General features: G+C 49.2%; 16 protein-coding genes. 4 read left to right on the plus strand and 12 right to left on the minus strand.

Features of this window, described 5'->3' with window-relative positions; all coding sequences use genetic code 11:
- Nucleotides 1-392: 392 nt before the first annotated feature.
- The 8 genes from CBX96_RS16890 to CBX96_RS16930 form a co-directional block, all read right to left on the minus strand.
- Nucleotides 393-980, minus strand: a complete 588-nt coding sequence (locus tag CBX96_RS16890; protein WP_109287477.1) for a DUF4375 domain-containing protein — start codon at nucleotides 978-980, stop codon at nucleotides 393-395.
- Between the two features lie 293 nt (nucleotides 981-1,273).
- Nucleotides 1,274-1,660 carry a gamma-butyrobetaine hydroxylase-like domain-containing protein gene (locus tag CBX96_RS16900; protein ID WP_109287479.1) on the minus strand — a complete coding sequence of 129 codons (387 nt, stop codon included), beginning with the start codon at nucleotides 1,658-1,660 and terminating at the stop codon, nucleotides 1,274-1,276.
- A 154-nt stretch (nucleotides 1,661-1,814) separates the two neighbouring features.
- Entirely contained in the window at nucleotides 1,815-3,143 is a 1,329-nt protein-coding gene (gene hslU, locus CBX96_RS16905; protein WP_088210006.1) for an ATP-dependent protease ATPase subunit HslU, read from the minus strand.
- Between the two features lie 18 nt (nucleotides 3,144-3,161).
- Nucleotides 3,162-3,686, minus strand: coding sequence for an ATP-dependent protease subunit HslV (gene hslV / locus CBX96_RS16910; protein ID WP_011073856.1), 525 nt, complete (start codon nucleotides 3,684-3,686; stop codon nucleotides 3,162-3,164).
- 144 nt (nucleotides 3,687-3,830) lie between these two features.
- Nucleotides 3,831-4,409, minus strand: a complete 579-nt coding sequence (locus CBX96_RS16915) for a prepilin-type N-terminal cleavage/methylation domain-containing protein (RefSeq protein WP_109287480.1) — start codon at nucleotides 4,407-4,409, stop codon at nucleotides 3,831-3,833.
- A gap of 177 nt (nucleotides 4,410-4,586) precedes the next feature.
- Nucleotides 4,587-4,997, minus strand: a complete 411-nt coding sequence (locus CBX96_RS16920) for a hypothetical protein (RefSeq protein WP_089066830.1) — start codon at nucleotides 4,995-4,997, stop codon at nucleotides 4,587-4,589.
- A gap of 28 nt (nucleotides 4,998-5,025) precedes the next feature.
- Nucleotides 5,026-5,406: a hypothetical protein gene (locus tag CBX96_RS16925; protein WP_126512052.1), complete on the minus strand. Its 381-nt coding sequence runs from the start codon at nucleotides 5,404-5,406 to the stop codon at nucleotides 5,026-5,028.
- Nucleotides 5,407-5,978: 572 nt separating this feature from the next.
- On the minus strand, nucleotides 5,979-6,584 hold the full coding sequence (locus CBX96_RS16930; RefSeq protein WP_109287482.1) for a response regulator transcription factor: 606 nt from the start codon (nucleotides 6,582-6,584) through the stop codon (nucleotides 5,979-5,981).
- A 206-nt stretch (nucleotides 6,585-6,790) separates the two neighbouring features.
- On the opposite strand from CBX96_RS16930, the gene CBX96_RS16935 reads away from it, so the two are divergent.
- Nucleotides 6,791-8,596 (plus strand): PhnD/SsuA/transferrin family substrate-binding protein, encoded by a 1,806-nt coding sequence (locus CBX96_RS16935; RefSeq protein WP_109287483.1) that lies wholly within the window; start codon nucleotides 6,791-6,793, stop codon nucleotides 8,594-8,596.
- 78 nt (nucleotides 8,597-8,674) lie between these two features.
- Here the strand turns inward: CBX96_RS16935 and CBX96_RS16940 are convergent, their stop codons facing one another.
- Nucleotides 8,675-9,586 carry a LysR family transcriptional regulator gene (locus CBX96_RS16940; protein WP_109287484.1) on the minus strand — a complete coding sequence of 304 codons (912 nt, stop codon included), beginning with the start codon at nucleotides 9,584-9,586 and terminating at the stop codon, nucleotides 8,675-8,677.
- Nucleotides 9,587-9,696: 110 nt separating this feature from the next.
- Between CBX96_RS16940 and CBX96_RS16945 the strand changes: the two genes are divergently transcribed.
- The 3 genes from CBX96_RS16945 to CBX96_RS16955 are packed head-to-tail and all read left to right on the plus strand — an operon-like array spanning nucleotide 9,697 to nucleotide 12,478.
- Nucleotides 9,697-10,833, plus strand: coding sequence for an alkene reductase (locus CBX96_RS16945; protein ID WP_109287485.1), 1,137 nt, complete (start codon nucleotides 9,697-9,699; stop codon nucleotides 10,831-10,833).
- Nucleotides 10,833-11,477 carry an ester cyclase gene (locus CBX96_RS16950; RefSeq protein WP_109287486.1) on the plus strand — a complete coding sequence of 215 codons (645 nt, stop codon included), beginning with the start codon at nucleotides 10,833-10,835 and terminating at the stop codon, nucleotides 11,475-11,477. Before CBX96_RS16945 ends, CBX96_RS16950 begins: the two co-directional genes overlap by 1 nt.
- A complete protein-coding gene (locus tag CBX96_RS16955) occupies nucleotides 11,474-12,478 on the plus strand; it encodes a polysaccharide deacetylase family protein (protein WP_109287487.1) in 1,005 nt (334 codons plus the stop codon). The genes CBX96_RS16950 and CBX96_RS16955 overlap by 4 nt, the downstream gene beginning before the upstream one ends.
- Nucleotides 12,479-12,538: 60 nt before the next feature.
- Here CBX96_RS16955 and CBX96_RS16960 read toward each other — a convergent pair whose 3' ends face one another.
- The 3 genes from CBX96_RS16960 to CBX96_RS16970 form a co-directional block, all read right to left on the minus strand.
- Nucleotides 12,539-13,699 (minus strand): putative sulfate/molybdate transporter, encoded by a 1,161-nt coding sequence (locus tag CBX96_RS16960; protein WP_181382229.1) that lies wholly within the window; start codon nucleotides 13,697-13,699, stop codon nucleotides 12,539-12,541.
- 278 nt (nucleotides 13,700-13,977) lie between these two features.
- On the minus strand, nucleotides 13,978-15,366 hold the full coding sequence (locus CBX96_RS16965; protein WP_109287489.1) for a tetrathionate reductase family octaheme c-type cytochrome: 1,389 nt from the start codon (nucleotides 15,364-15,366) through the stop codon (nucleotides 13,978-13,980).
- Nucleotides 15,367-15,412: 46 nt separating this feature from the next.
- A complete protein-coding gene (locus CBX96_RS16970; protein ID WP_109287490.1) occupies nucleotides 15,413-17,143 on the minus strand; it encodes a DUF3373 domain-containing protein in 1,731 nt (576 codons plus the stop codon).
- Nucleotides 17,144-17,150 lie beyond the last annotated feature (7 nt).

Genomic DNA, 17,150 nt, shown 5'->3' on the forward strand with positions numbered 1-17,150 from the left:
GGGCAGTAGAAGCAGATATCCATCAGGGCCAGAGAGATCCCTCAACAACAGGCCGGATATATGGGTGCAATGAACTCTTCTCAAAATCGCTATCGAATGTCTTGCAAACCGGATGGGTCCATATATGACCGGCTAGCTTTCGGGGTACAGGATGTACCATCGGAAGCGATAGCCATTTATCCATAAGACCAAGGCTAGTCTCTAATGCATATAACTTCGCTAGGGGCGGCAAGGACTCTTGTTAACAAAGAGGCAAGAGGGAATTGCTGTTGATCCCCTCTTGGTCGGGTGTGGGGGGAAACCCCACGACTTTAAACAAAAAAATACTACTGATAGTTTCAGTTAAAGTATCGCTAAATTACTTGCGAAAAGTACTCACAATAAACCCGCAATTATTCGATTGCGTTAACCAATCCAGTTTGTATTGCATAGCTTTCTAGCTTGATATCAAGATTATCCAAATCTTTATAAAACTCATCATCGAGTTGATTGAGTCGGGCTTCGGCGACTGGATTATCGGTTGCGGCGAGGCGTTGGCCTCTGTCGGTCGGGACGGGATGGTCGCCAAATACCGCCTGTTTAGCCTGTTGTAATAGGGCTAACGAGTGCAAAGCGCCAATTTGCTGAAGGCCGCGCTCGGCAACAGCATAATGCTCGCCCGATGAGTTATCAAAATACTGGATAAAGCCGCCGTTGTAGACTTCGCCAGAGAGACAATTGACGGCGTAATAGTGCTGCGCCGCTTCGCTTAACGTGTGAAAGCCCTGTTTATCGTCGTGCACCCGCACCACAATATCTCGCCACAGCGCTCTAAAAGGGCAGGTTTTATCTAATTCCTGCTCCTTTTGGTAATAGGCTTTTGCCTGTTCGATATTTTCACGATTGCCATTTTTACAGGGCATACATAAGCCCGCATTCCGCTCTGCTGTGCTGGGCATGATTAAGGTTTGGCAAGCTGTGCAGGGGACTTTTTCCGACATTATCTTTCCTTAGATACTCAGGTCAGCAAGAGAAGTAACTGATTCACAAACTACCCATTGTAAAATGACCTGTTTTTAGAGTTAAAGCATACGCAGAGATTAGCGGAATTAAGCATTGGTATGGAAGTGACCGTTGGCGGCATGGATGCCGCCGTCGAGCCTATAGGGATATATTTACGGCGTGTCACTGGAATAACTGTGCTTAATCTATGGCCGAATACTCTTAAACAGCTGTCGTTAGCTGTAATGTAATTGTTTAAATATCACAATTAACAGCCAGCTATCCTAATGTATTAGTTGTACTTTATATTCATCGCGATCAGGGGTTCGCGGGAAGCCTTCTCAGCTCGTAGGCGAGCTAGATACTTTTCCCATAATTCCACTTGGTGAGTGGCAAGATCGTAAAGCACCTGCCAGGAAAACAGCCCGGTATCGTGGCCATCGTCGAAGACGATTTTTACCGCGTAGTTACCTACGGGTTCGATGCTGGTGATATTCACATTCTTCTTATGGGTGACCAGCTTAGGGTTACCGTGACCATGCACTTCGGCGGAGGGAGAATAGACGCGTAACATCTCGCAGGTGAGTTGATACTGCTCGCCGTTATCGAAGCTGATTTCTAAAATGCGCGATTTACGCTTGAGCTTAAGATCGGTGACATTGGGTGTGCTAGTGGTCATAGGTAGTGCCAAGAAAATACGGGGAATGGACAAGCTGTAACATAACAATTTGTGGCTAAGGTTACAAAGTGTAAGCCTTAGCCACAGTCACAATTTTGCACGAATGTTCGGTATCTTGGATACCGAACATTGCAGGCTTGGATAACAGCCCTAGTTACAGGATAAAGCGGCTTAGGTCTTCGTCTTGAACCAGATTATCTAAGTGAGCACTCACATAATCGGCATCAATCACAAATGAGCTGCCAGACTTGTCGGACGCCTCATAGGAGATATCTTCCATCAGCTTTTCCATTACGGTATGCAGACGACGGGCACCAATGTTTTCGGTGCGCTCGTTCACTTGCCATGCCGCCTTGGCAATGCTCTCGATGCCCGACTCGGCAAACTCAATGGTCACGCCTTCGGTGGCCATCAGCGCGATATATTGCTCGGTCAGTGAGGCGTGTGGCTCAGTTAAAATGCGTTTAAAATCATCGGCTGATAACGCATCTAGCTCAACGCGGATCGGTAAACGGCCCTGTAACTCTGGGATTAAATCCGAGGGTTTTGCCATTTGGAACGCGCCCGAAGCGATAAACAGAATATGGTCGGTTTTTACCATACCGTGTTTAGTGGTTACCGTGCAGCCTTCGACTAAAGGTAACAAGTCGCGCTGTACGCCTTCGCGGGACACGTCTGGGCCAGAGGTTTCGCCACGTTTACAGATTTTGTCGATTTCGTCGAGGAACACTATGCCGTGCTGCTCAACCAATTCAATGGCTTGCTCTTTTAAATCTTCTTGATTAACCAGTTTGGCCGCTTCTTCTTCGATCAACAGCTTAAAGGCTTCTTTGATCTTCATCTTGCGACGTTTAGCCGGTGCTTGGCCCATGTTTTTAAACAGGCTTTGCAGTTGGTTGGTCATTTCTTCCATGCCAGGTGGCGACATGATTTCGATACCCACCTGTGGCTGGGCCACATCGATATCGATTTCTTTGTCGTCTAACTGGCCTTCGCGCAGCTTTTTGCGGAAGATTTGACGGGTATTGGAGCTGGTATCGCTGTCCGTGTTGTCCCACTCGTTTTTCGGCTTAGGCAGCAGGGCATCGAGAATACGCTCTTCAGCGTGTTCTTCGGCGCGTTGACGGCATTTGCCCATTTGTTGCTCGCGGGTCAGCTTAATGGCGATGTCGGTTAAATCACGGATGATTTGCTCGACTTCTTTACCCACGTAACCGACTTCGGTGAACTTAGTGGCTTCAACCTTGATAAATGGCGCATTGGCGAGCTTTGCCAAACGGCGGGCGATTTCAGTTTTACCTACGCCGGTTGGGCCAATCATCAGAATGTTTTTTGGGGTGACTTCTTGACGGAAATCGGCATCCAATTGCATGCGGCGCCAGCGGTTACGCAGGGCGACGGCGACAGAACGCTTGGCCTTTTTCTGGCCGATAATATGGGCATCCAGCTCGTGGACAATCTCACGGGGGGTCATTTCAGACATAATATTCCTCACGGGCTGTTAGTAGTTAAGTTCTTCAATTGTTTTGAATTGATTGGTGAATACGCAGATATCGCCTGCAATAGTCAACGACTTTTCTGCAATTTCCAGCGCCGATAATTCGGTATTTTGTAGCAGGGCTAACGCCGCCGCTTGGGCATAGTTACCGCCCGAGCCAATGGCGACTAAATCATGTTCTGGCTGCACTACGTCACCATTACCAGTGATGATCAGTGACGCTTCAGCATCGGCGACCACAAGCATGGCCTCGAGTTTGCGCAGCATGCGGTCGGTTCGCCAATCTTTGGCCAGTTCAACGGCCGATCGTAATAGATGACCTTGGTGCATCTCGAGCTTGGACTCGAAACGCTCAAATAGGGTAAAAGCGTCGGCGGTGCCGCCAGCAAAACCTGCCAACACTTTGTTGTGATATAAGCGACGCACTTTCTTGGCGTTACCTTTCATGACGGTATTGCCTAGGGAGACTTGGCCATCGCCGGCGATGACAACTTGGTTATTACGGCGTACTGATACGATAGTGGTCACTTTTGAATCCTCTTCTCTTGCCCGCAATGAAAATCCTGCGGTGGATGATGGAATAGATATGGGGATGGATGGTCAGATTTCAAGTGAAAGCGGAAAAAGCCACAGAGCGTTAGGGATTTTATGCCCTGTGGCTGATGTAGGATATTACTGCGATAAGGTCGAGCGGCCGACAACCGTACGGCCATCGAGGGGATAGTATTTTAGTTCCCAATTCTCGCTGCCAAGGCGGCGATCATCCGACACATAGTTAAAGTAGCAATAAGTGTTAGGGTCGGTTATTGCGCCGCCGCTATACCAATAGACGATATCGACATTGGGGGTTGCTTGCCAATCGAAGTGAGTGGCGAGGACTGTGTCCGGATTATCGAGTAAGGATTGCCATAGTTCGCCGCAGAAAGCGCCTTGTAATTGCGTGCCTTGGTTACCGCTTTGGGCTGTGTCTTTTCCGAGTGGAAAGCCAGTAGTGGTGGAGTCGACTGTGCCATCACCATAGCAGGCGAGATTTTGGGTATAACCCGAGTGTCCACCCGCAAGCCAACAACTGTGATACAGTTTTACGCCAGAGGTAAAAGCGGCGAAGGCGGCTTTTGCCCGCGCATCGTGGGCATCTTGGCTGAGATTCATAAAACGAGGCGCAGCGACCACGGCAAGAATGCCTAAGATGATAATCACCACCACCAGTTCAATTAGGGTAAATCCTTTAGATGTGTGTAGACGGCTCATACTGCTCACCTGTTGCTAAGATGGCGATATTCTAACGTATCTTTGATAGTTGATCATTAAGCTATTGATATCAAATGTTTTGATAACATTATCATTACACTGATTGCGATGATGAAGACAACCGAAATACTTAGAGATAACAGCGCCCTTCGCGATGAGATGAAGGGCGCCTCGGGTTTACTTTATGCTTTCGAGTCCCTTAGTGTTAACTCCTTTTAAGGCGTTTTTCTCTAGCTGTTCTTTCTGTTTCTGATCGTTGAGTTTCTTCTGTTGATTGAGTTGTTGCTGTTCAATGCTGAGTTGAGTTTGCCTTTGTATGGCGAGCTGCTGTGACTCACATTGCTTGTATGCATCGGACCAGCCTTGAGCATATTCTTTATCGGTTTCAAAACGTCTGACGTCTTTCTTGAATTGATCGAATAAGCTACCACCTGCGTTGTTACCGCTGTGACAACCATCGTCGAATCCCTCGGCATAGGCCTGTGGGTAACCTTGGCTGATCATGGTATCCCGTTGTGATACACATCCAGTCAGCAATACATGCCCTAAGGCAACCACAGACAGCAAAGCGAGTGTTGATTTGTTCATAGTCGAACCTCTACCTAGTTGAGATTAATTATTGGTTTTTGCTCTGTGCTTTAGTGGCATTTTCAATGAGCAATGGCAGTAAATCTTCCCGAGCACTGTTTCCGGATAAAGGGGCTGTGCCTGAGTTAGTCACACTGAAGGAATATCTTTCTTTCCCTTCAGGGATGGCTTCTACGCTAATGTGGTCATGGTCGATGGCCCACCATACGCTGAAGATATAGCCAATACGTTTATCTGGTAGCGGTTTGAGTTGTTTATCTGGCCACTGCTGTTTGATAGAAGTGACGATAACGCTATCTGCCTGTTGAGGTGTGAGGGTGAATATGCCATTGGGCATACTTTGGGTTGAGTTAGTTGATGAGCATCCTGCTAACATGAGTCCAGTGAATAAACTGAGTAATAGTTTCACTTTGTCTGACCTCGTGGATTGAATTGACTAAAGTCTAGTCGGCGTCGAACAATACGCATGTTAGCCATTGCTGATATTGTCTGGGGTTAGATTTAGCAGGAAATAAAATCCAATTCGGGTAATTGCTCTAAATTTGGCGTGCTGTTCGCAATTTGAGCTAAAAAAGTTTGGGATGGATAAAGTTGGTCAGATTTTAGCTTGTACGCGATAACGAGTTTGTTCTGGGTTTATAAATGAATTTACTTTGTTGGCGGCTGAGGGGCGAGCCTTGTGGACAAAACAGGAGAGATAAAAAAGCCCCGAGAACACTGGCCGTTCTCGGGGGAAGGTTCTAAAGCAGTGGATCTTTAATGCCTACGGGACATAAAGGAGAGAACCTGAGCCGAGTGTGGCAGTTTATTGCTTAAGCGACAAAGCTTAACTGACAAACTGCGACAGCTTGTCGCAGGGCAACTTTTGCCAGGGCAAGCAAGGGAAAGTGTTCAAGTCAGGATATCTGAGCAGGGTTAGCAAAGACCTTGTGGTTAAAGTCGTGGGGCACTAAGGCACTAAGACATTAAGACATTAAGACATTAAGGCAGTAGGGCATTGAGGTGAGCTAAATGCTGGACTAATTCGGCCATATTGCTGACCTCAAGCTTTTTCATAATCTTAGCGCGATGCACTTCGATGGTTCTTAAGGATAAATACATGGCCTCGGAGATCTGCTTGTTGGTCATGCCTTGGATAACATGGGTCAACACTTGCTGCTCACGCTCGGTCAGTTGGGCAAATTTATGCTGCAGGCTTTGTTGTTCAAAACTGGCTTGGCTTTCTTTATGCGCTTTTTCAATCGCTTGAACCAAAGCTTTGCCGGATACAGGCTTTTGAAAAAAGTCACAGGCGCCCTTGCGAAAGGCGCTTAATGCCATAGGTAAATCGCCGTGGCCCGTGAGAAAGATCACCCCTAGCGGGCTTTGGGTTTCAAGCAATTTTTGCTGGACTTCTTGGCCGGTGATCTCCGGCATTCTACTATCTAAAATCACGCAGCCCGCCTGCGTTAAGGGGCATTGGGCTAAAAAATCCCGTCCACTGCTAAAGGTTTGTACTTGATAGCCAAATTGCCCGAGCATAAACCCCAGAGAATCGAGAATCGCCTCATCATCATCGACTAAGTACAACGGTAGCTTGGTGGACATGGTTTTCCTTGCAATGGTTTTGGTGTTATCAGCTTAAGCCTGCGGTGTAACTGGCTCAATTTTAAGCCGAGGTCTTGGGAGGTGTATCACTAAATTAGCCGAATCCTATCGGCCATGAGCCAGAGTTTGGGGCGATTCACAGCTTAATTGAAGCGGTGAAGATAAAGTGAACCGATAACAAGGGCATAGTGGAAAAGGCGAGCGCAATGGGGTTGTGGTGTCGGGCAATACTCGTGAGTGTTATCTTGAGTCTGACAGGGCTTACCCTGTGCTATGCCGATGAAGATGTGCCCGTCAATGAATTTAAGGTGGGTGTGCTGGCCAATCATGGTGTGTTGCAGGCGAAACAACGCTGGCAGCCAATGATGGATTACCTGAGCGAAAAAGTCCCCAATAGCCGTTTTGAAGTGGTGCCAGTGGATTTTAATGGCATGCGTAGCCAGTTACTTAGCCACGACTTGCAATTCATTGTCACCAACCCCGGCCAGTATCTGCACTTGAGTAATAACTTTCCGCTCTCGTGGCTGGCGACCATGAAGAGTCGTAAACATCAGGGCAACACTTTTACCATAGGCGCGACCATTATTGTGCGTGCCGATAGCCCAATCCGCAGTTTGCAGGATTTACGGGGCAAGAATGTGGTTGCCAGCGATCCGCAGGCGCTCGGTGGCTATCAAGCGGCGATGGGACTGCTGCATAAAATGGGCTATTTGCCGGAGCAGTTTTTCGGTGATGTGCGATTCTTAGGCTTTCCCCTCGAGCCGCTAATCTATCAAGTGCGCGATGGTAATGCCGATGCCGCGATTGCACCTTTTTGCACGCTAGAGGAAATGATTGAAACCGGGCTTATCAATCAGGCCGATTATCGGGTTATTCATCCAACCAATCCTCCTGGTTATGACTGCGAGGTGAGTACCCAGCTTTATCCTAATTGGTCGTTTGCGGCGGCGGATACAGTATCGCCGCGCATTACCATGCAAATTACCCGCGCCCTGTTTGACTTGCCCGCCGACCATGTGGCGGCGATTACCGCCGATACCTTAGGTTGGACAGCGCCGGTGAGTCAGCTAAAGGTGATTGAATTATTTAAAGAATTACAGCTGCAAGGCGCAGCGCCGCCCCTGTATCAAACCGTCTATAAATGGATGGAGAAAAATAAAGAGTGGGGTGGGGTATTGCTGCTGATCTTTATCGTATCGACCATTTATCACCTGTGGCTTGAGTATAAGTTTCGCCAAAAGAGTGAGTTTTTGGTCAGCACCGAGCGGCAGTTAAAGGATAAAGCCTTGCAACTAGAGCGGTTGCAGAGTGCGGCGATTCTCGGGGAGATTGGCGCGGGGCTTGCCCATGAATTAAATCAACCGATTGCCGCCATAACCCAATACAGTGAAGGCGCCATGCTACAGCTAGAAAGGCTGGGGCAGGATAATCCTGAACTCTACGATATTTTAGGGAAAATCAACGCGCAATCGATACGAGCAGGGGCGGTTGTGCACCGTATTCGCGGTTTGCTCAAACGTCGCCAGTCTAAGGCCGAACCGCTCAATGTGACCCTAGTCGTCAAAGAAGCCTTGGCCTTGCTGCGGCGCGAGTTAGACCGTGCAGGCGTGCAAGTCACTGTGCTGGTTGAAGGTCATCCCTTTGAAGTCTTGGGGGATAGCGTGGGCCTCAGTCAAATGTGGGTCAACCTAGTCAAAAATAGTTTAGATGCGCTAGAAGCCTGTGAAGATCACCGAGCGCGGCAGTTGAGGGTAGAGATCTATTATCAACCCACTGAAATTAAAGTATTAGTGATTGATAATGGTGAAGGATTGCAGCGCCAAGCCAGCGAGCTAATGGCCTCATTTGCCTCCACCAAGGATGCGGGACTCGGTTTAGGCTTAGCCATTTGTAAGGATGTCGTCAGCCGCCACCATGGCAGTATTGAGATTGAAAACTGCAAGCAATCGGCACATGCCCAATTACCCTGGCAGCAAGGCTGTGTGGTGACGGTGATATTACCTCGGGGCTAGAATGAATCGCCGCAGAGCTTTTAAGTATCTATCTTTAGTTGCGGGAGCAAGCTGCTTTTTATCAAGCCCAATTATCGTTTAAGGCGCGGGATATTCTTGGCTAAATTGCAGCAGTTTTTGGGCTAAAAATTCAATAGTGCGGCGAATTTTATGGCTTGGATAGTCGGTTTGCAGATAGACCAATTGCAGTGGCACCGGAGGTGCGAGTTTGTCGGCTAAGATAAGCTTTAGCCTGCCTTCGGTGACATCCTGCGCCACATCGAGCCAACTTTTATAGGCGATACCTCGCCCCGCCAGTGCCCAATCGCGCACAACGGCACCATCATTACAAAAGCGTTTTCCTCTTACTTCAATCTCTACGGCTTCATCATTGTGGCTGAATTTCCACTTCTGCCATGGCTCACCTCCACGATTTAAGATCAACACTTGGTGTTGACTCAATTCGTTCAGTGTTTGCGGTTCTCCATATTGAGCAAGATAAGTGGGGGAGGCAACGAGCACCCTTGGCGTCATCGACAGTTGGCGCCGTTTTAGATTGGAATCTTCCAGTTGGCCATAACGCAGGGCTAAATGGATATTTTGATCGATAAGATCCGTCATATGGTCGCCAAAGTACAGCTGAATCGACAGCTCAGGCGCGCTATCCATCAGCTCATCTAGCCAATTGCGGATCCGACTGCGGCCAATGTCCGAGGGCAGGGCGATGCGCACTTCGCCCTTTAGCTCGCCCCTATGCTCGGCCAAATTAGCGGAAGCGGTTTCGAGTAACGCAAGGGCAGGTTTAGCTGCATCGAGAAATATTCGCCCTTCTTCCGTGAGTTGCAATCGCCGAGTGGAGCGAGCAAACAGCTGACAACCTAGCTTTTTTTCCAGCCGTTGCAGGGCCGCACTCGCGGCGGCGGGCGTCATGCCGACTTCTTTACTGGCGGCGGACAGGCTTTCGAGCGCAGCGATACGCAGAGCGAGTTGTAGATCGTTTATATGGTACATATCAAATTATTTTTGAAAATGATTTAAATATTTGACTGATTATCAATATAGATTAATTAATGCACTATTGCACTCAGATATTCAAACTTCATTTATGGTTCGGAGTGCATATGAGTTTATTTACAGCCTATGAGTCAGCGGCACTGACATTACAAAATCGTATCGTGATGGCGCCGATGACTCGGGCGCGTACCACACAGCCTGGGAATATTCCCAACGACTTAATGGCGCAATATTACGCCCAGCGTGCTTCGGCAGGTCTGATCATTACCGAAGCGACCCAAATTTCGGACGACAGCCAAGGCTACTCTTTTACCCCCGGCGTTTATACCGAGGCACAAATTGACGGCTGGAAAAAAGTCACCGCGGCGGTTCATCAAGCGGGCGGTAAAATCTTTAATCAAATCTGGCATGTGGGCCGAGTGTCCCATCCGATTTTTCAGCAGGGCGGGGCGCCTATTGCACCTTCGGCGATAACCCCTGTTGGCACTAAGGTGTGGATTGTTGATGAGCAGCATCCCGAGGGGCAAATGGTGGACTGCCCCGAGCCGAGGGAAATGACCCAAACAGATATCGACCGCGTAGTGGCCGACTTTGCCAAGGCAGGGGCAAATGCCGTTGCCGCAGGTTTCGATGGTATCGAAATCCACGGTGGTAATGGTTATCTCATCGACCAATTCCTACGAACTAACTCTAATCACAGAACCGATGCCTATGGCGGCACGCCCGAAAAACGTATTCGCTTTTTATTGGAAGTGGTTGAAGCGGTAAGTGCCCAGATTGGCGCCGATAAAGTAGGCGTTCGCCTCGCACCCTATGTGACTTTTAAAGACATGGCTTGCCCTGAGATAGTCGATACTATCCTGTTAGCTGCTAAGCATTTATCGGCGTTGGGCGTAGCATATTTGCACTTGTCGGAAGCCGATTGGGACGATGCGCCACAGGTGCCTGAGGCTTTCAGAATCGAGCTACGCAAAGTATTTAAAGGCAGCATTATTGTGGCGGGTCGCTACGATGTCGAGCGTGGCAATGAGGTTATCGAAAAAGGTTATGCCGATTTAGTGGCCTTTGGTCGCGCCTTTATCGCTAACCCCGATCTGCCCTATCGTTTAGCCAATCAATTACCCCTATCACCCTTCGATAAGGGGCCATTATTTGGTGGCAGTGCGGCTGGATATACGGATTATCCAAGTTATCAAACGGCGCTGCGAGCTGTGATCCGCTCTAGTGATGATGAGGTGGCATAATGCAACATCGTACTTATTGCGCCGTTGCGCCTTGGATAAAAGTCGGTTTATGGAGCTCAGGATTACTCGGCTTAGCCATTATAGGCTTTGCGCTTGCGAGTCTAAGCATGACGGCATTTGCTGCTCAAGGTGGTTCAACCCAAGCCAGTGTTGATGTCAAAACCGCTCTTACTCCTAAGGTAACGGCAATGGAGCTGATCAGTGATGGTTCACCACTGGCTGAATCTATTGCCCACGCCGCTTTGCTATACGCTAGTTTTTGGGATACTGGCGACCCAACATTTGCCCACGGGGCATTAGCGACCAGTTTTATCGATCGCACCTTGCCCGAAGGTCGTGCACAGGGGATTACTGGTCCGCTCGACGCTTCTAAGCACTTCAGGGCGGCGGTGCCCGATCTCTCGGTAACCGTTGAGCACCTGCTGGTGGTCGGTGACCGTGCGGTTGTGCGTCTCCGCTTTAATGGCCATTTTACCGGTGTCTTTGGTGAACAGCGTGGACAAGGGCAAAAAATTGATTTTCGCGCCGTAGATATGTACCGAGTGCGTGATGGTTTTATCACAGACAACTGGCACCTTGAGGATTATCAGACGCTATTTAGCCAGCTTGCCGCTAAAGCTGTGACCACAGGAGCCAAGTCATGAACCCACGTCGACAATTTTTAAAGACCAGTCTACAGGCGGGCGGTGCTTTGGTGGCGGGTGTAGGGTTAAGTCAATCAGCCTTTTCCATGGGGTTACCAGGTTTAGTGGCACTCGATGATCAAACACAAACTTCTGTTGGAGGCAGTATGAATAAGCGTTTTTGGCCTAATGGCGAACAACTAGTGATTTCTATCTCCATGCAGTTTGAGGCTGGCGCGCAGGATAAAAACGCCGAAGGTCCGTTTCCACCAATGGAGCAGGGTTATCCAGATACTATTACCCCCAGTTGGTACGACTACGGGATGAATGAGGGGATACCGCGTTTGCTACGTTTATGGCGTAAGCACAATATTCAGGTGACATCCCACATGGTGGGCCGCGCCGCCGAATTACATCCACAACTTGCCAAACAAGTGGCGGATGAAGGCCATGAGATTTCAGGCCATGGGCAGACGTGGACGGCGCAATACAGCATGTCGCCAGCGCAGGAGCGTGATTCTTACATCCAAAGTATCAATACCTTAGAAAAGATTACCGGCCAGCGTCCCATAGGGTTTAATGCGTTTTGGATGCGCCACAGCACCCAAACCTTAAATATCCTGAAGGACTTAGGCTTTATCTATCATATTGATGATTTATCAAGGGATGAACCTTCAATTATCCCTGTGCAGGGTAAACCGTTTGCCGTGGTGCCTTATACCTTGCGCAACAATGATATAGGTCGCTTTGGTGGCAATACTGCGATGACGGCTGCCGCCTTCTTACAGGAGCTTAAAGATGAATTCGATATGCTCTATCAGGAAGGTGCATCGCAGCGGCGGATGATGTCGATTAGTGTGCACGACCGTATCGGGGGGACGCCTAGTCTTGCCAATGCCTTAGACAAGTTTATTCAATATGCTAAAGCACACTCGAAAGTGGGTTTTATGCGTAAGGATGCGATAGCGAAATGGGCGCTGGCACAAAAGGATACGCCCACCAATCCTGCAAGAACATTTTAAGGGATAAAACCACAGCACTGAGATGTGCTGTGGTTTTTACTTTCAGGGAGATATCGGTGCTTAACGCATGGCGAGCATGGCCCAAGTGCGGCGACCCTGCTCAAGAATAATCCCAACAGCCAGCCCTGCGGCGGCGTTGACAGCCAAGCAAGTGACTGCGGTTGCGAGGATCACAAAGATACAGAAGGGTTTACCATCGATAAGGCGCTTTGACCATGCCAGTTGCAAACCACCGATGGAAAGCAAACTGCCGAGAATTGCCACTGGGATAAGCCCTAGCAACCACGCAATTTGGCTATCCCAAAACAGGGCAATCACCACACAAGTACCACCGAAGATTAATGGCGCGAGGTGAGTGCGCGCGCCAAAGTGATATTGCACCGCAAGGCCTCCCGCGCCATGGCACATGGCCGCAGCCCCAAAAGGCGCGAGTAACAAATTGGCAAGCCCAGAGCTAATGGCCAAGTTTTTAGGCGTGAGTTTGGCGGCGTCTTCGGGGAATTTTTCCTGCGCCATTGCTGAGGTGGCTATCACCGCATTGGTTAAGGTGAGGGCGAGCTGCGGCAACACAAGTAAAATCGCCGCCGAGCTCCACTCATTAAGGCTAGGCCAAGCCAAATGTAGCGAGGCACTCAAGGCGGGAATATTCAGGCTGCTAGTTATTTCGGTTTGGCTGTTGGCTTGCCACAACATGCCCGCTGCGATCACCAGTGGCATAGCAAGGTAACGTAACGGTAAGAATTTACTCACAAATAGCAAGGCAAACGCGCCGAGTCCGAGCAGCCAAAAGTCGCTCATCATCTTAGTGCCCATCCACATCAATTGCAGACCAATTGCTAGTTGAATGCCGACACTCACGGCTTGGGACAATTGTTTGGCAAGCCAAGTGATGGCGCCACTAAAGGCCAAGATTAACAGTATGATACCCATCAGCATGGCACTGGCTTGAAGCATCCCTGGTGTTAAGCCTTGGGCGATTACGAGGGCGGCGATAACCTTCATGGGTTGGACGGGAATAGGGCGGCGATAAAATAAGGCGCTTAAGATTGCGAATAGGCCAAAGCCCAAAAATATCCCTTGGGGCGAAAATTGGTTTAGGGCGATTAAGCCCAAGACTAAGGGTAAAAAAGTGCCTAGGTCGGCGAAGGCACCGCTGGTTTCACCGAGTAAACGGTTAAGCGGTTGAGTCGAATGCTGTGTTGGGGTTTTGCCCGCGGTCATAGAGGTTGCCACAATTGAACATTGCCTGTTTAGGCAAAATAAATGCCATAAAAATCAGTTAATTTGACTTATAAACAGAGCCAAACTCCTTTTCACACCTATAGATTGAGACAAACTGGGACAGTGTTATTTTTTAACTGCGGCGATTTGTCTTTGTTGGCAGAGTATAGCTGATAAAAAAGAGAGCTTAGCCAGCGGGTGCTAAGCTCTCAAAGGTTTGCAGGGGAGCGATACTCGCTATGCCTTAAGTTTGGTTAGGCGATAGCGAGTGGAGCAGCTTATGGTTGTTTATGTTTAGGGCCTTGCTTGTTTTTCATAGGGTCGCCTTGATAGCCCAAGGCTTGCCAATCGAGACGAGTGCCTTTGTTGTGGCAATCATTACAGTTAAGCGCTTGTTCCTTCGGTGATACCATGTGGTTGATACGCCACCACATTTCAGTGGCGGCAAAGTCATATTCACCGCTGTATTTGATGCCTTTTTCCAACATAGTTGGGTTAGCTTCCATACCCAGTTTCGCCGCTAAATTCCAATCAAACTCGCTCCAATATCCGCCTTTGCCATAGGTTTTCGGGGTGATAAAGATATTGAGCTTTTTATCGTAAATTTGCTTACCAGTATGAACCTTAAAGGGATAAATTTTGGCTTTAGCATCGTTAATATCGCCCATAGGGTAGGTCAGTTTAGTGACGACATTCGGGTCCATCTTGTCCCCCGCCATATAAGCGTTAGCCGTGCCGTTGTACCAAGCGTACTGGGGCTTGACCATTTTCTCCCACACAAAGTCACCCTTTTTCTTCTGATAGGTGTGTTTGCCATATTGATCAACGGTTTCAGGTTTATCATCACCCGCAGTTGACCAATCCCAGTGCATCTTGGTGGGTTCATTCTTTGCGAAGAAGGGAATATGGCAGGTTTGGCAGGCCACGGTTGCGGTATGGGTATTGAGCTTTTTGTTGCTATGCGGCGCACTCTCGTGGCAGTTCTCACAACCTATATGGTCAATACCGCCAGGGGATACGCCCATGGCATTACCCGATATTTGATGTTTTTCAGTGGTATGGCAGTTTTGGCATTGGAAGTTATTGCCGTCGCTGTCCATGTGTACATCGGTGGCCTTATCGGGATAGGCCATGGAGGAGTCGAGATCCCCATGTTTGACCGCATCACCACCTCCACCATAGAAGTGGCAGCTACCACAGTTATCCCGCACGGGTTCACCCACGTTTTGCGCGATCTTCGCCAGATCGAGTTTCGCCATAGGCTCGCCTGCACCAGCGGGGTCTTTCACATAGGTGCCAGTGGTGTCGTGGCAGACAAGGCAGTCCACTTTGGTTTTGTCTTTAAAATCAAAGTTACTGTCCTTCCAGCCGTAACCTGCGTGGCAGCTAGTGCAGCGAGGTTCGTTGCTGGAAATCGACACACAGAAGTTATTGATACTGTTTTTCTTACCGCGTAATACGGTTCTATCGGGTAGCTTTTGTTCTAACTCCCATGTCCAGTGGGAGGTTTTCATCATGTCTGTGGCTTGGTCTTCGTGGCAGGTTAGGCACTGAGTCGTCACCTCAGAACCTGTGGCGAAGGGGCCTTTGAGAACGTCTTTATGGGGATTGGCGGCCTGCGCTTGCAACGCCATACCCGCTAAGGCAATAACAATGAGTTTTTTCATTCTGTACTCCTGCCCTCGGCAATACCGAGGGCTGAATGGCATGTGGTTAGAAGTTAATGGTCAGAGAGGCATTTACATCGAAGGCCTTATCGACCGCAGGCAGCATCGAGTAGGCTGAGCCCGCTAACACCTCATCGATTTTTTGTGGTGCGCCCACAGGTGTGCCGCTACCTGTGTATTCGTAGTCGTAGTAGAGTCCAGCCAGTTTGATAAACATTTTGGGATTGATATCAAAGATGTAATAGGCTTCGCCGACATGGCCACGGGTAGCTAACTTACTACCGATTGGGTCGTCTTGGGCTTGGGTGAAAGGCGTCCAATATTTAGAACCGTAGTTATATTCCAAGCCAAACTTGCCGTAGGGCGCGGGGATTTGGATACCTACATAGATGCCATAACCATCTTTGGTATCGGTATCATCGCTGGTTTTCGGCACCATGATGATTTCGGTCCCAGTGCTGTTGAGCTCTGCTTCAAACACCGCATCGGATAACATGCCGCCGAACATACCCGCATTGCCATTTGGCTCTGCGCGCGTCCAGCCTAGTGAGGCAAACCATTTGATATCGTTAGCTTCCTCCCGCGCAAAGCCAATGCCGCCAAGGTACATATCGCCAATGACGCCGCTAGGCTGCACTCGGGTGACAAAGTTAAAGTTGTCAAACTTTTGCATATCTTGGTACATGGTTGGGGCGAAAATACCCGCCAGTTGGGTCGGGAAGGCCATAGTGCCTTTAAAGCCATCGTTGATGTCTTTGGCACCAAACAGGGTAAATTGTAGGAAGTTAGTGCCGTCATTGATGGCGTCGATATTAAAGCCGCCGAGGTGGGTATCCTTGGTGACGATATCGCCAAACATTTCGCCATTACCCCATTGGGATTCAAAGCCTTGGCCATAACAGAAGCGAACCACTTGCCCCTCAACGCCAGTGATTTCCCCTAGGTTGTAGCCCAAGGTGGCGCCGTCGAAGTTAAAGTTAACTAAATGGCCAGAAGGCGTACCGCCACGCAGTTCGTTTTCACGGTAGTGGCTTGGTGGGCCATAGGTGGATGGACGGCGACCAATCGAGAGGTAAAACTCGGAGCCATTGATTTTTTTCCAGTCGAAATAGGCGCGCTCTACCCTTAGCCAGTCACCACTGGTGTTGCCGCTGCTGGTGCCATCCATAGTAAATGAGCGCCAGGAGTCGAACACTTGTACGCCTGTGGAGTCGCCCCAGTTTTTGTACATGCTCAGACGACCGGCAAAGCTGACGTTATCCCATACCTTGGCCTTAAGATTTAACCGCAGGCGAGTGGTGTAAAAGATATCGTTATCAATATCTTGGATATGTTGCTGTGCGAGAACGTAGGGCATCACACCCTGTAACATGCCATTTTGAAAGGCGGAGGCCAGATCGGGATTGGCTTGCATCATCTGGCCGAGTGGCGAGTTAGGATCGTTTGGCATCCCAAAGGCGCCGGACATGGCCTTGGCGCCAAAGTCATTAAAGTTAACCTTAATGGCGGGGTTCCAAACGACATCGCGGTAATGCAGTGAGTGAGCTTTGGTTCTAAAGTCGCCAGTGATTTCAAGGCGGTCTAACGAGGTGTGGCGTTCGGTTTTATCGACACGGATATTGAGTTCATCGAGCTGTTCGGTGATATCGGCAAGCTGTTGTTTCAGCTCTGCCATTTTTTGGGTGTCAGCTGGCGTTTCGTTGGCTGCGGCAAAGGTTTGGCCGGACATAAACAGCGCATTCGCAACCAATATCGAAATGAGTGTAGGTGTACGCATAGGGTTT

Source organism: Shewanella sp. BC20 (assembly GCF_003129585.1).
GTDB classification, from domain to species: Bacteria; Pseudomonadota; Gammaproteobacteria; order Enterobacterales; family Shewanellaceae; genus Shewanella; species Shewanella seohaensis.

What these genes read in the sequence shown, in the direction of transcription:
- CBX96_RS16890 (WP_109287477.1), bottom strand. Translation starts at nt 980, where the DNA reads ATGTCGGAAAAAGTCCCCTGCACAGCTTGCCAAACCTTAATCATGCCC.
- CBX96_RS16900 (WP_109287479.1), bottom strand. Translation starts at nt 1,660, where the DNA reads ATGACCACTAGCACACCCAATGTCACCGATCTTAAGCTCAAGCGTAAA.
- hslU (WP_088210006.1), bottom strand. Translation starts at nt 3,143, where the DNA reads ATGTCTGAAATGACCCCCCGTGAGATTGTCCACGAGCTGGATGCCCAT.
- CBX96_RS16915 (WP_109287480.1), bottom strand. Translation starts at nt 4,409, where the DNA reads ATGAGCCGTCTACACACATCTAAAGGATTTACCCTAATTGAACTGGTG.
- CBX96_RS16920 (WP_089066830.1), bottom strand. Translation starts at nt 4,997, where the DNA reads ATGAACAAATCAACACTCGCTTTGCTGTCTGTGGTTGCCTTAGGGCAT.
- CBX96_RS16930 (WP_109287482.1), bottom strand. Translation starts at nt 6,584, where the DNA reads ATGTCCACCAAGCTACCGTTGTACTTAGTCGATGATGATGAGGCGATT.
- CBX96_RS16935 (WP_109287483.1), top strand. Translation starts at nt 6,791, where the DNA reads ATGGGGTTGTGGTGTCGGGCAATACTCGTGAGTGTTATCTTGAGTCTG.
- CBX96_RS16940 (WP_109287484.1), bottom strand. Translation starts at nt 9,586, where the DNA reads ATGTACCATATAAACGATCTACAACTCGCTCTGCGTATCGCTGCGCTC.
- CBX96_RS16945 (WP_109287485.1), top strand. Translation starts at nt 9,697, where the DNA reads ATGAGTTTATTTACAGCCTATGAGTCAGCGGCACTGACATTACAAAAT.
- CBX96_RS16950 (WP_109287486.1), top strand. Translation starts at nt 10,833, where the DNA reads ATGCAACATCGTACTTATTGCGCCGTTGCGCCTTGGATAAAAGTCGGT.
- CBX96_RS16955 (WP_109287487.1), top strand. Translation starts at nt 11,474, where the DNA reads ATGAACCCACGTCGACAATTTTTAAAGACCAGTCTACAGGCGGGCGGT.
- CBX96_RS16960 (WP_181382229.1), bottom strand. Translation starts at nt 13,699, where the DNA reads ATGACCGCGGGCAAAACCCCAACACAGCATTCGACTCAACCGCTTAAC.
- CBX96_RS16965 (WP_109287489.1), bottom strand. Translation starts at nt 15,366, where the DNA reads ATGAAAAAACTCATTGTTATTGCCTTAGCGGGTATGGCGTTGCAAGCG.
- CBX96_RS16970 (WP_109287490.1), bottom strand. Translation starts at nt 17,143, where the DNA reads ATGCGTACACCTACACTCATTTCGATATTGGTTGCGAATGCGCTGTTT.